Origin of the sequence: Rummeliibacillus pycnus (assembly GCF_044359855.1) — a bacterium.
GTDB classification, from domain to species: Bacteria; Bacillota; Bacilli; order Bacillales_A; family Planococcaceae; genus Rummeliibacillus; species Rummeliibacillus pycnus_A.
The window spans coordinates 2,523,460-2,536,971 of record NZ_CP132291.1 but is presented as its reverse complement, the minus strand read 5'-3'; the positions used below and the strand labels follow the sequence as shown (position 1 = coordinate 2,536,971).

The 13,512-nt window shown below is 33.8% G+C and carries 10 protein-coding genes; 5 read left to right on the top strand and 5 right to left on the bottom strand.

Annotated elements, in window-relative coordinates; translation table 11 throughout:
- Positions 1 to 17: 17 nt before the first annotated feature.
- On the bottom strand, positions 18 to 1,406 hold the full coding sequence (locus Q8X41_RS12495; protein WP_397536645.1) for an amino acid permease: 1,389 nt from the start codon (positions 1,404 to 1,406) through the stop codon (positions 18 to 20).
- Positions 1,407 to 1,664: 258 nt separating this feature from the next.
- Between Q8X41_RS12495 and Q8X41_RS12490 the strand changes: the two genes are divergently transcribed.
- Complete coding sequence (locus tag Q8X41_RS12490) at positions 1,665 to 2,627, top strand: diguanylate cyclase domain-containing protein (RefSeq protein ID WP_397536644.1); 963 nt, start codon at positions 1,665 to 1,667, stop codon at positions 2,625 to 2,627.
- A gap of 372 nt (positions 2,628 to 2,999) precedes the next feature.
- Here Q8X41_RS12490 and Q8X41_RS12485 read toward each other — a convergent pair whose 3' ends face one another.
- The gene (locus tag Q8X41_RS12485) at positions 3,000 to 4,331 is read right to left on the bottom strand and encodes an arsenic transporter (protein ID WP_397540265.1); all 1,332 of its coding nucleotides are present in this window, start codon (positions 4,329 to 4,331) and stop codon (positions 3,000 to 3,002) included.
- A 905-nt stretch (positions 4,332 to 5,236) separates the two neighbouring features.
- Here Q8X41_RS12485 and Q8X41_RS12480 point away from each other — a divergent pair.
- Entirely contained in the window at positions 5,237 to 5,608 is a 372-nt protein-coding gene (locus Q8X41_RS12480; protein ID WP_397536643.1) for a hypothetical protein, read from the top strand.
- A gap of 181 nt (positions 5,609 to 5,789) precedes the next feature.
- On the opposite strand, the gene Q8X41_RS12475 is transcribed toward Q8X41_RS12480, so the two are convergent.
- On the bottom strand, positions 5,790 to 6,830 hold the full coding sequence (locus tag Q8X41_RS12475) for a hypothetical protein (protein ID WP_397536642.1): 1,041 nt from the start codon (positions 6,828 to 6,830) through the stop codon (positions 5,790 to 5,792).
- A 141-nt stretch (positions 6,831 to 6,971) separates the two neighbouring features.
- On the opposite strand from Q8X41_RS12475, the gene Q8X41_RS12470 reads away from it, so the two are divergent.
- Positions 6,972 to 7,292 (top strand): VOC family protein, encoded by a 321-nt coding sequence (locus Q8X41_RS12470; RefSeq protein ID WP_397536641.1) that lies wholly within the window; start codon positions 6,972 to 6,974, stop codon positions 7,290 to 7,292.
- A gap of 110 nt (positions 7,293 to 7,402) precedes the next feature.
- The gene (locus Q8X41_RS12465) at positions 7,403 to 7,837 is read left to right on the top strand and encodes a VOC family protein (RefSeq protein ID WP_397536640.1); all 435 of its coding nucleotides are present in this window, start codon (positions 7,403 to 7,405) and stop codon (positions 7,835 to 7,837) included.
- 142 nt (positions 7,838 to 7,979) lie between these two features.
- Here Q8X41_RS12465 and Q8X41_RS12460 read toward each other — a convergent pair whose 3' ends face one another.
- Together Q8X41_RS12460 and guaC are read right to left on the bottom strand one after the other, a co-directional pair.
- Positions 7,980 to 9,941, bottom strand: a complete 1,962-nt coding sequence (locus Q8X41_RS12460) for a methyl-accepting chemotaxis protein (RefSeq protein WP_397536639.1) — start codon at positions 9,939 to 9,941, stop codon at positions 7,980 to 7,982.
- 312 nt (positions 9,942 to 10,253) lie between these two features.
- Positions 10,254 to 11,237 carry a GMP reductase gene (gene guaC, locus Q8X41_RS12455; protein ID WP_397536638.1) on the bottom strand — a complete coding sequence of 328 codons (984 nt, stop codon included), beginning with the start codon at positions 11,235 to 11,237 and terminating at the stop codon, positions 10,254 to 10,256.
- A 729-nt stretch (positions 11,238 to 11,966) separates the two neighbouring features.
- Here guaC and Q8X41_RS12450 point away from each other — a divergent pair.
- Complete coding sequence (locus Q8X41_RS12450) at positions 11,967 to 13,427, top strand: hypothetical protein (protein WP_397536637.1); 1,461 nt, start codon at positions 11,967 to 11,969, stop codon at positions 13,425 to 13,427.
- Positions 13,428 to 13,512 lie beyond the last annotated feature (85 nt).

The window sequence follows — 13,512 nt, the reverse complement described above, 5'->3', positions numbered from 1 at the left end:
GCCATATGAGCTGTAGTTTATTTGTTTAATAAGCTATGTTTTTTACCATAAATAAAGTAAATGATTAAGCCTATAATCATCCAAATCCCACAGAAAATAATTGTGTGTAGAGATAATTGAGTCATTAAGAAAATACATAGAACAAATGAGATAATTGGAATGGCTGGGAAGAATGGAACTTTAAATCCATCAGTTGGAATATCCTTTTTCTTACGTAAAAGGATTATGCCGATTGATACAACAGTAAAGGCTAATAAAGTACCCATATTGACTAGTTCAGTTAGCTTGTCTAAAGGAACAAAGCCCGCACAGAAAGCGATTAGGATTGCTGTAATCCAAGTGTTTTTAATCGGTGTTTGACGCTTTGTGTTTACTTCTGACATTATTTTTGGGAGTAAACCATCACGACTAAATGCGAAAATAAGACGGGTACCACCGTATAGCATTACAAGGATCACAGTCATCATACCAATCACTGCACCTAAAGAGATAATGCCAGAAATCCAATCTTGATGAACTAGTTGCATCGCATAGCTTACGGGATCATTTACATTTAATTCTGTGTAAGGAACCATTCCTGTTAAAACAAGCGATACAATAACATATAAAACTGTACAGATGAGCAATGAACCAATAATACCGATTGGCATATTGCGTTGTGGATTTTTCACTTCTTCAGCAGCTGACGATACTGCGTCAAAGCCAAGATAAGCAAAGAAAACAAGTGCAGCGCCCGACAATATACCACTTGTCCCAAATGGCGTGAATGGTTTCCAGTTTGCAGGCTCGACATAAAATACACCTACAAAGATAAAAAGAAGAATAACCGCTACTTTTAAGCAAACCATGATTGTGTTGAGTTTAGTTGATTCTTTTATACCCATACTTAATAGAAATGCGATTACTAAAATGATTACAATCGCAGGTAGATTTACATAAGTTCCATTTGCAGGATTAAATGCTCCTGAAATCGCTTGCGGTATATGAATATTAAAGCCTGCTAATAGTGAACTAAGATAAGATGACCAACCTGTTGCAACAGCTGCAACAGCTAAGCCGTATTCTAATATTAATGACCATCCAACAAGCCAAGCAACAACTTCTCCAAACACGACATAGCTATATGTGTAAGCACTACCTGTTACGGGAATTGATGAAGAAAATTCAGAGTAGCACATGGCAGCGAATGCACAAACAATAGCAGCGATGATAAAGGAGAAAATAATCCCTGGACCTGCGTGTTCAGCAGCAACAGTACCTGGTAAGATGAATATCCCTGTACCAACAATTGCACCGACTCCCAGTAGCATTAAATCGAACGCGCCTAGTGTTTTATTTAGTTGAACTTTTCCGTGTTGATGTAAAAGCTCATCAACGGACTTTTTTCGGAAAATAGTATTTTTCATTGGATACACTCGATTCTATTTAAATTATATAAATATTCTAAACATTTAAATATTAAAAGTCAAATAGAAATGTCGAATTTGTCCGAATTTTGTCGAATTAGGGAAACTATTTGCAATATAATAGTACTTTTGTGCGTTGAAACATTAAATTGCTGAAAGGGCTATATTTTTTTATGTAAAATAGTAATTTAATGTATTATTATATAAATTAATAAAAGGATAATGTGTAAATTTATAGAAGTAAAAGAAAGGGTTTTGATGATGTGGATATTAGCTGCATTACTTCTAGTAGGGATCTTCATAGTATGCCTCAAGTTAAACTTGATGCGATTAAAATTACAGCAAAAAATGAAACATTTAACTCCCATGATACAAGTTGTAGAGAATGCAAAAGATATTCTGTATTATTGTGACACTAAGCCAAAATTAAAATATCGTTATTTGAGCCCTGTCATTGATAATATACTTGGACCTGATTCTTTAAAGGAACATTTGCATTGTCCAAATAAAATCTATGAGATTGTCCATCCAGATGATTATGAGACCTTATTAAAGAAAATAACAGGGAATCTTGATTATAGTAAGCCGATTATTCTTAGATTGAAAAGGGATGACGGCGAATACATATGGTTTGAGGAGTATACAACACCGATTTATGAAAATAGTGAAGTTGTTGCTGTTCAAGGGATTTATAGAAATATAAACGAAAAAGTTGAATTACAGAAAAAGTTAGAATATAAAGTTTCCCATGATGCATTAACCAATATTTATAACCGTGAATACTTTGAAACAAAATTTTATTATTACGATAATGAGAGTAATGTTCCAGTTGCTATTGTTATATGCGATTTGGATGAGCTTAAATTCATAAATGATCAATTTGGGCATAAAATGGGAGACGTATTAATACAAGAAACCGCTAAGTTACTATACAGAATCTCTAGTGAGAAGGAAATTGTTGCAAGAATAGGTGGGGATGAATTTGCAATTATTTTAATTGATACGAATCCATCGCAGATTGAAGTATTTTTGGCTAATTTACAAAATGAAATTGATCTTTTCAATAGCAGTAATCATACATTTTATATAAAAATGTCGAAGGGGCATGCTTATAGTAGCTCATCCATTTTAAAAATGAAGCAGCTATTTATTGAAGCGGATAACAAAATGTATGAGGAGAAGAGAAAGAAAAAGAAAGATCAACTCCTAGAACTTGTTTAATTATGTCATATATTAAAAGTATCAGTTGGATGAATATTTAGATTATTCTCTCTAATTGTTATTGAAGGTTTCTACTTAAACTTACCACGCAACTTCGTTTAAGTAGAAAATGGGGATAGGAGCATTAACGAGCATCTTTGAATACATTACTAAGGGCTGCTCTGGTTGCATTAGGTTAATCAAATGGATTAGAAGGTTAAAAACAGTAGGATTTTAATTAACGGTCTAAGTTAAAAGAATAGAATTCTCTTGCGTGGTCTAAAAATTCTTAGAAGAGATTAGTAAAGACCAAAAATTTATAGGTCTTCATGCTTTACATAATATTGCTATATCGCTTTCTAAATGTTTTATTAATATAGTTAAAGTGATTTATTAGAAAATCCAAGTAACCCAGTAATACAAAATCACGAGTGTAAATAACACTGTAGGTGGTATAACAACCAGAGTAACTTTTATATATTTCCACCATGTAATTTTTATATTTCCATTTCTTACGATGTGCATCCACATTAGTGTAGCTAGTGTACCCATTGGGAGTAAAAGCGAGCCGACGTCACTCCCAATTACATTAGCCAAATAGGCAACCTTTAAGGAAAGTGGATCTAAATTCATATTCGTTAATGTCAATGTTCCGACCATAAGAGCAGGGTGATTATTAAATATGTTTGAGAGTATAGAAAGTAGTATCCCCATTAACACGCTAGTATGAAGTAGACTTCCAGAAACCATCGGACGCATAAACTCAATCAGCCATTCCGTTAGTCCAATATTGTTAAGACCATATATGATGATATACATACTAAATGCAAAAATAATAATATACCACGGGGTTTTTTTTAACATGTCACCTGGAGGTACTTTTAGGTAAATCCATCGCCATCCTAAAAGAACAAGTGAACCAAAAACAGCCATAAGGGAAACAGGAATGGAAACAAAGGAAGCGGCAAAAAGGCTGAGACGTACGGCAAAGACGAATAGTAGGATGTTGCGCATAAATTTTGTACGGTCATTCTCCGAAGCATACATAGAACTTTGCTTTAAAGGATGGTAATTTGGAAGTGATAATCCTGTGATTTTTGTCGGAACTTTTTTAGGTAAATCCTTTTTGAATCTTAAAAATAGGAGCACAACTAACAAGATCAACCCAAGTGTGGCGGGAACGAACATCATTGCCGTATGCAAATATAAACTCATATGCACAATTTTTAGTGCAATCAAATTTACGATGTTACTTACACCAATTGGAGCACTTGAAGCAGTGGCTATTAATCCCCCAGACAACAGATATGGAATTTTTTGATGGTTTTTTAAGCCCATATTGTTTAATAACATAACCAAAATAGGTGTTGTGATTAAAATACTACCATCGTTATTAAAAAAGAGAGTCATTAGAAAACATAAAAGATTCACATACCAGAATAAGCGGATACCTGATCCTCTAGCTTTTTCTGCCAATTTTTCTGCGACCCAGTTAAAGAAGCCGAAGCTCTCTAAGACTATTGCCATAACGATTGTTGCCATAATGGTTATGGCTGCGCCACTTATGGTTTCTGTAATAATCCCAAGTTCAGTAAGCGAGACACTTCCACTTAGTAATACAATTATAGCGCCAACTGTAGCAGGTATAGCTTCATTAATACCTTTAGGTCTCCAAAGAATAAATACAAGCGTAACCAAAAAGGTAATAATGGTTACCCAAGCCATTGGTTGCATATAATTCTGACCTCCTTCCTGGCTTGATTTTTAACATTAATAATGCATTGTGGTTACGGTCAATTTGTACGTATCACCTCTTCCAAGATGCTCTAATCTTCCTTACAATATTTATATGTAGTATAAAGAAAGCCGGTTTTGGCTTAGTACCCATATTTCAAAAATTTCATTTGTTTGTATCAAGAAAGGTACGGGTAAATGTCTAATGGTAAATCGTTCTAAAACTAGCGATGAAGGAGAATTGAACGCAGAGGATTTTGAACAATTGTCCAAGGCTTTTTTGATGAAAGGGAAAGCAAGTTTTTTTGAATAAACGAATTGGTAATAAATTTAAGAAGGGGTTGCTTAAAAGTGTAGAAAATCACTTTAAGCAACCCCTTCATACTATTCAGGACACTAAAAAGACTTTGACCAATGATGGTGCCGATATTGGGAATGGCCTATCCGAATATTGATCTGAAATATTGGCTAGTTGGTTATAAGAGATTCCTGTTCTACAGCCTCTTTTTGCCTTTTCTTAAACGGCTTTCTTAGATGAGGTCTTTTTTGCCTCAACATTTGCTTTTGCCTTTTTCTCAGTATCAAACTTAATGGCTTGTTCCTTGGCAGCATCTTCTGCAATTTTTCTCTCCTGTTCCATTTTATTTGGTTTAAATAATTGCTTGTACCCAAAAATTTCTCTCTACTTTATTTAGGGTAAAAATAAATGTAACTATAGATACCCTGTACCAAATTTTTATGCTAGAGAACATTAAAATATGAAAGGGTATTATAGGACAAATTTTCGCCATTCAGCTTTTCAAAACAATTTTTAAGATATTAGTTTACATCTACTAAACATTTTAATATAATACCTATAAGAAAACTAGGGTATTAAATGCAAAGGAGAGGTTGAGATGAATACTAATGCTTTTTTTAGATCTACGATGGCGAATGATTTTGCAACAAGAAAGTTTTTTAAATGTGTGGCAAGGGATATTGAAAGTCAGTTACAAGAATGGCATGTAGATTATAAAGTAACAGTTGAAACTTGGAGAACATATACATTATGTGTGCAAAATAGCGAGAAAACGTATCAAGTTGCTATATCTAAAAACCTTGTAGAAATTCTCCAACATGAAACTCCTTATGCATTAGACGCAATATTGTGGAAAGGTCTTATCAATCAAGGGTTAGAAGTACCAGATGCACAAGATAATTACCTAGAGATTGCTCTAAACTTTCATCAATGCGAACATCAACAATTTGCATTAAAAAACGTAAAGTAATCTTTGCTTTTGACAATAAATTATTTTAATAGAATAAAAACCACTAACTCGGTTGAGCTAGATGGTTTTTTATTATTTGGCTCTGCTCAATTGGCTTGTTTGCTTAGCGTACTGACACTTTAAACAAAAATTCGACATAGTCTATTATTGAAAGCGGAGCACGTATACAACTAGATATCTCTTATAAGTCCTCTCCTTCAATCGAAACGTTTTGTCGTTCAGTTACAAATTGTTTACCATTCCATTGCAATACATTCTGTACATAACCTAAGCCGTCTGCATGATATCTTCCGGATATTTTTTGAAACGCTAGAAGTTCATACGTACCATCACGATCAAAATCAACTGGATAAAGGCCGCCTAATGGATCAACCCATCCTTCGATAGGAGCTTTTAAAGTACCATCTAGATTATAAATTTCGGATAAGTATTCCTTTCCCTTATAGCGTATATCCAAGATATATTGCTTTGTAGGTGCTGAACTAGTTACACGTACTTTATAAAAATTCTCATAATCCACGGAGTATTTTGACTGTTGCTGGTAGGCATCATCATTGAAAATTAGGGTCATTCTCCTATTTAAGTAAGAATAAATATCGGCATATATGATGCCACCACTTCCACCTGTATCAATAGTAATAAATATGTCTTTAATGTGATTCCCTGTGAAATCTCCAAGGAAAATGGTGGGATTATATCCGCTATTATCTTTAAGAGGTATTTTTTCATAGGTATTTTTTGAATGGTAGAATATAACAAGATTGATATTCTGCCAATAGGGACTATCCATTTGTTTGGTACCCGTAAGATAAATTGTATCGATGGTACCATCTCCAGTAACGTCACCATAACTTTTTGTAATGACAATTTGAGGGGAGTCTACAGGAAGTCGTTCAAAACCATTAGGAGTCCATTGCAAATAATCTAAGTATGATGGTAATTGTTTTGTTTTCCATTCAATTACTAATGCTTTTTTTGTGCGATGATCAAGTTTTATCGCATGTAGCCCAGCAATTGTATGCTCGTCTATTTTCAGATGAGCGAGTGGCTGCCATTGAAAATTTACTTGTTTGAGCAAAAGAAGAAAGGTATCGCCTTGATAGATGTATACACTGACTAATTCCTCTACAGAATCGCCATCTACATCAACATGTTGAATAAGGACACCTTTTTGTGGTAATTCTAAAATTGAAGCTGTTGGAGGTAAAAAATAACGGATCATTTGTAAGTCGTTAAAAATAATAGCTCCCACCTTTTTTATATAAATCTATGCTAGGAAGGAATTAATATGAAAGAGATCGAAATTATTCATATGCATTGTCTTTAATAGAAATTAAAGAACACATTCTGGAGGAAAATGCAAATGATACAACAATTAGGACAAGTCATGATTTATGTAGACAATCAGGACGCAGCAAAAAGTTTTTGGACAGAGAAAGTAGGGTTTACGGTTCGTTCTGAAGAGAATAATGCGCAATTCCGAATGATTGAGATTGCACCAACAAGCAATGCTGAGACATCTTTTGTTTTGCAAAATAAGCAAATGGTTGCGCAAATGGAGCCAAACCTAAACTTAGGAACACCTTCTATAATGTTTTTTACAGATACCATAGAAAGTTTATATGAAGAATTTAAAGCAAAAGAAATTACAGTAGGGGATTTAGTAGAGATACCTAGTGGATAAGTGTTCAACTTTGCGGATGATGAAAATAATTATTTTGCAGTGACGGAGAAAAAATAAGAGGTAAAGATGCGATTATAAAATATACTAAAACTTTTGAAGGAGTGTATTCAATGACTGTAAATCCTTATTTAATTTTTAACGGGAATGCTCGTGAAGCGGTGGAGTTTTATGGTAAGGCTTTTCAAACAGAAAAGCCTCAGATTATGACATTTGGTGATGCTGACAATGATCCGAACTCTCAATTACCAGAGGAAGCAAAGGATTTAGTTATGCATGCCAATATTAAAGTTAGTGGCAGTGATATTATGTTCTCTGATACTTTCCCAGGTTCCCCATACACTGTTGGAAACAATGTTACATTAGCAGTTGTGAGTGATGATGAAGCATATATCCGTTCAGCATTCAGTGTATTGCAAGATGGCGGCGAAGTAATGATGGAGTTACAAAAGACATTTTGGAGTCCATGCTATGGAAGTGTAAAAGATCGTTTTGGAGTAGAATGGCAGTTTAATTTAGACGATGGAACAGTTTTTCAACCAGAGTAAACAAAATAATTAAAGGATGTAACTGTTTTTCTATAAACTAATAAGCAATTATTATAATAGAGGCAATTTTAGTTACTTAAAATATATGTTGAAGAAAAACAGCTCTAGTGTAGTTTATAAAACTATACTTAGAGCTGTTTTTTTATTTCGTTTTAAATCGTTGAACAACATCTTGCAATTCTTCAGACATGTTCAGTAATTGTGCGGCAGATGTTTCCATAGCCTCCATTGAGGATAGGGTTTCTTCTGTAGAAGCAGATACTTCTTCGGAAGCCGCTGCATTATCTCTGGCATGGTCATTTAACGTACGTGCAGTAGCTGCCATTTCTTGGATGGATGCAGATATCTGTTGAGATGTCGCAGAAACATTCTCGATTTTTGGTGTAATGTCACGCATGCTCGAAATAATCGCTTTGAATTTTGCAGCAGTATTTTGCGAAATGGTAATGCCTTCCTGTACATTTTCTAATGTTTGAATCATCGTTTGTACAGCTTCTCCAGAATCCTTTTGAACTGCAGTAATTAGTGAGGCAATCTTCGCAGCTGATTCTTGGGAGCTTTCGGCAAGCTTCCGTACTTCATCTGCTACAACAGAAAATCCTTTCCCGTGTTCGCCAGCACGAGCAGCCTCAATCGATGCATTAAGAGCCAGTAAATTTGTTTGACCTGCAATATCGCCAATGATATCTAAAATTGCCCCAATTTCTTTTGTGCGGTCATATAAAGACTTAATTTTGGCATCAGATGTTGTTACAAATTGATGGATTGAATCCATTTGAGATACTGTATGTTTAATGAATTGTTCGCCGTCTTCAGCTTGTTTTGTTGCATGAACAGATAGAGAAGATACTTCAGAAGCTTCTTCTGCTATAACTGTGATACCATTTGCAATTTCCTCTACAGAATTTGCATTTTGTTCGATATTATTAGTTTGCTGTTCGGTATTTATTGTCACTTGTTGCATTGCAGCTGCAATTTGCTGTGATGCAGCAATGTTTTGGCTAGCGCTTGCAGATAATTCTTCAGATGAAGAACGAACGAGTGATGTACTACTATTTACTTTTTGAATTAATGAAGAAAGGTTGTTTTTCATCGTGTTAAATGATTTAGCAAGTTCCCCAATCTCATCATTTGAATGAATAGTGATTTCCTCTGTTAAGTCACCAGCTCCCAATCGATGTGCACTTGCTTTTAATTTGTCGATTGGCTTTATAATCGAACGAACAATGAATAGGATTAAAATACTACCAATAACGATGAAAATGATCTCTACAATTAGTTCAATATTTAATGTCGCTGCAGCATCTTTTGTTGCTTCAGATTTAAATGTTGTACCAACTATTTTCCATCCAGTTGTTTTATTTGTCTGGTATAGTATTTTTTGATCTTTGTAATCTGTTTGACCAGATGATTCAGAGAAAACTTGTTTGATGTATGATTCTTTTGCAGCACTTCCACTCTTAATATGTGGATGCGAAATATAGTTTCCATTATTATCAACTAATGAAACATAGCCTAATTTACCAATTTTAACTTTATTGGCAACTTCCTTTAGTTTATCAATAGCAATATCAATACCGACTACTCCGGATCCGTCTGTTAGTTTCTTTGAAATGGTAATTACTAAATTACCATTTGTAGAGGAAATATAAGGCTCGGTAATTGCTACATCACCATTACTTTGAAGCGCTTCTTTATACCATGGGCGCTCGCGTGGATCATAATCCTTTGGATACTCAAAATATGGCATACGGATCATTTTCCCTTTAGCTGTACCCACATAAGCCATTGAAGATTCAGGATGTTCATTGACATATTGATCTAATACTTTTCGGAGGTCTGAATTCTTTGACGCATCTAATAATGAGGACGTGACTTTCTTTGATAAATACCCTACATCATGAGTTTTGGGCTGGATTGTATCTGTAATATTTGAATTTAATAGACCAACCATTGATTTTGCGCTATTAACCTGTTCGAATTCAATTTGTTTTTTTGTACTATTATATGAAATTACCCCAAGAATAATAGAAGGAATCACTAAAATTAGTAAGAATGCACTGAATAATTTTGTACGGAGATTCAATTTTAGAAATTTTTTCAATTAAAGATACCTCGCTACGTCGTTGATTAGTTTTAGTATTTCTCTGCCTTTTTGAATCATGTCTATACACTAAATTATCGGCCGTAACATATATAATTTATAGTAATATTTAATGATTCAAACGATTGAGATGGATGATTCAATTTTACCACAGTTTAGATAAATTTAATTATAAATAATCCAAAATGGTGGAAAAAAGATAAAATTATATCAATATTAGTAAGATAGTTTGTAATATTCAGATAACAAAAAGCTACACCCCCAATTGTAATAATTGACGATGTAGCTCTAATAGGTATGAAATGGTGTTTCCTAGTACACTTTATCTCCATTGAAAATAGAGTTTTTCACGACTACATAATCTACGTTACGAATCGCATCAAGTTTTGTACCGCCAGCATATGAAATAGAAGATTGAAGATCTTGTTCCATCTCAATTAGAGTATCTCTTAAATGCCCTTTATGTTCGACGTGCATTTTTTTACCTTCAACGTTTTTCTTTTCGCCTTTTTGGAATTCCGATGCAGAACCAAAATATTCTTTATATAATTTACCATCGAGTTCAATTGTTTTACCTGGGGACTCTTCATGCCCTGCAAACAGTGAGCCAATCATGACCATTGTTGCACCGAAGCGAACTGATTTTGCAATATCACCATTTGTACGAATACCACCATCTGCAATAATTGGCTTTGTTGCAGCTTTTGAACACCAGCGAAGTGCAGCTAATTGCCAGCCACCTGTACCAAAACCGGTTTTAATTTTAGTGATACATACTTTACCAGGTCCGATTCCAACTTTTGTAGCATCTGCGCCTGCATTTTCAAGTTCACGTACAGCTTCAGGTGTACCGACATTCCCTGCAATAACAAAAGTGGTTGGGATTAATCTTTTAATATGTTGAATCATGTTAATCACGGCATTTGAATGACCGTGAGCGATATCAATTGTAATATAATCTGGTGTTAAATTTGCTTTAGCTAAATCTTCGATAAAAGTGTACTCTTCAGATTTTACACCGACACTAATCGAAGCAATTAAGCCACGACTTTGCATATCTTTTACAAAATCTGCACGTTTTTCAGGATTGAAGCGGTGCATAATATAGAAGTAACCATTTTCAGCTAATTTAATTGCAATACTTTCATCTATAATTGTTTGCATATTTGCAGGAACAACAGGAAGTCTAAATTTGTGATCACCAAGCATTACGCTTGTATCACATTCAGAGCGACTATTAACAATACATTTTGCGGGAATTAATTGAATATCTTCGTAATCAAATACATTATCCATGAAACACACTCCTAAAAACGAATATTATTTTTTTATAACTCGGAAATGTTCGTCCTTTGGTAATTTACATTATTTTCGCCACATTGTCAAAAACTTTTCTTAGATTTATATATTTGAATCAAATTCATAAATGCTTTTCTAGTTGAAAAATCCGAATATTTTCTAAATAAACAACTCAATAATTCGTATGACATTTCATTCCTAGAATTTACTTAGTATGCCGCTCCAGATGGCGCTTTTCGCGGGACTTTAAATGTACCTCCCTGAATTAACATTTTCGAGGTTTTGCCATCTTCCGCTTCATAGACAATGTTCTAATAGATATGGCATATAATAATGGCCTATTTAAAATTTATATAAAGTATACGAACAATTAATGATATCCAACTTTGTAGTGGAGCATACAAATCTGAATAAAAGTTAATGTGTTGAAATGTTCGTATTAAAAAACTAAAAGTGGATTTATGAAATTGATTCATTTAAGTAAAATTAAATACAAAAATGCTAATAAAATAGAATGAGGATCCGTATTAAAAAGAAGTAAGCTCTGAAGGAGGAGATATTTTAATGTCAAAACAACTTAAGACGAACTAACATATTTATGTTAAAATCAGGTTTTAAGGGCTATAGGGAAAAACGAGACATCTAAGCTATTTCCTACTTTTACATAAACATAAAAATAATAAATTTCGATATATATTTAAAGAGATTAATGAGAGGAAGCAACTGATGAAAAATTGGGAATTTGTATTGAGAGACTATATCATTGGACGACCAGTTATTACGATTGAATATGATGAGGATGATTCTACAGTAGGCGAAATTATAGACGCCAATAGAGGTTTACTATATGGTCATATGGAGTTATCAGATGAAGGAAAACTAACTTCATTTATGGTTGATCTAGATGAGATTATGGAAAATAATGATGTTTCACTAGATGAATTTGAAGAATTGACACCTGATGAAATAATTGGTTGTGCAGAAGATTTTGCACAAGAATTTTGCCGTGATAACCTACATTTTAACATGATGACAGAATGGAATGGGGAATCTTATTTAATCGTTCTTGAGGCAAAAGATGGTGCGCTTAATCTATTTTTGCCTAATTCAGGTGCAACAATTGAGATCAATAAACAAGGATTTATTATTTCAGCAACACTATTCCAATCATACTATCAATTATCATATCCAGATATTGAAATTTCTGCTGATGATGCAAAAGATATTTTATGCCAATATCCTTTGGTAGAGCTTGGCATTCACGAGGACAATGGTGAAATGAAGCTTGTCTATTATCCAAAGCGTAAGTATATGGCAGTTCATGTGGATGGGCATATTGTAACCGCAGGAGACTTTTTTGAAGAGCAAGATGTAGAGGCACAAACATTTGAAAAAGTAACAGTTACTGAGACGATCGAAGATTTATTGGGCGTTACAAATGATATGCATTTGGTAGAAAATGAATCTGGACGTTATTGGTATAAAGCAGAAGATGATATTGAATTGGCTGAACCGATTATTAGAATTGAACATTCGGATGAAATTCAAATGGATTATGAATCATCTGTAGATTGGAAAGAATTAGAAGAAGAATTACCGGAAAAAGTTTTAGAAGAAAAAGCAACAATGTTCTTAGAAGCGGCTGTTGGTAATATTCATGAGAAATATTTACTTGAAGATCAGCTAGAAGATGATGATGATTTCGATATTATAAGCGAAGAGGATTTATCAGAAGAGGAACGACAATTCTTTGAAGAACTTGAAATGATGGAAGATGAAGAAGACTTTGATGAAGAAGATGATATTGACTTCGAACCTTTCACAACGTTTACATTTATACGCCATCATAAAGGAATTCGTATTGAGGATTATTCTATACATGTTAACGTCGGCATATATACTGGTATTGTCCGTGATTGTACAATCATATTACCAAATGAGGACGAATTAATTTCTATGGATATGAATCCTGTATTGTCATTAGAACAAGCTGATTCACTATTCAAAGACCAATTACACATGAAGCTTGCCCGTACTTCTAGCTATGATGATGAAGACGAGGAAGTGACAGTATACGGACTGGATTATGTTATGTATTTCCCAAATAGTAGAGATATTGAAAATATTGATGCAACAACAGGTGAAATTCAATATATTGATGCAGATATTTTGAAAGAGGGAGACTAATTATAGTCTGTATTTATAGCTTCGTATTTTATAGTTTGTATAGTACGAAAAAGGAACTAGAAAAATATTTATTTTATAAATATTT

Bases quoted from the DNA above. Each gene is read 5' to 3' on its own strand.
- Q8X41_RS12470 (WP_397536641.1), top strand. From the start codon at position 6,972: ATGATACAACAATTAGGACAAGTCATGATTTATGTAGACAATCAGGAC.
- Q8X41_RS12485 (WP_397540265.1), bottom strand. From the start codon at position 4,331: ATGGCTTGGGTAACCATTATTACCTTTTTGGTTACGCTTGTATTTATT.
- Q8X41_RS12465 (WP_397536640.1), top strand. From the start codon at position 7,403: ATGACTGTAAATCCTTATTTAATTTTTAACGGGAATGCTCGTGAAGCG.
- guaC (WP_397536638.1), bottom strand. From the start codon at position 11,237: ATGGATAATGTATTTGATTACGAAGATATTCAATTAATTCCCGCAAAA.
- Q8X41_RS12475 (WP_397536642.1), bottom strand. From the start codon at position 6,830: ATGATCCGTTATTTTTTACCTCCAACAGCTTCAATTTTAGAATTACCA.
- Q8X41_RS12450 (WP_397536637.1), top strand. From the start codon at position 11,967: ATGAAAAATTGGGAATTTGTATTGAGAGACTATATCATTGGACGACCA.
- Q8X41_RS12480 (WP_397536643.1), top strand. From the start codon at position 5,237: ATGAATACTAATGCTTTTTTTAGATCTACGATGGCGAATGATTTTGCA.
- Q8X41_RS12495 (WP_397536645.1), bottom strand. From the start codon at position 1,406: ATGAAAAATACTATTTTCCGAAAAAAGTCCGTTGATGAGCTTTTACAT.
- Q8X41_RS12490 (WP_397536644.1), top strand. From the start codon at position 1,665: ATGATGTGGATATTAGCTGCATTACTTCTAGTAGGGATCTTCATAGTA.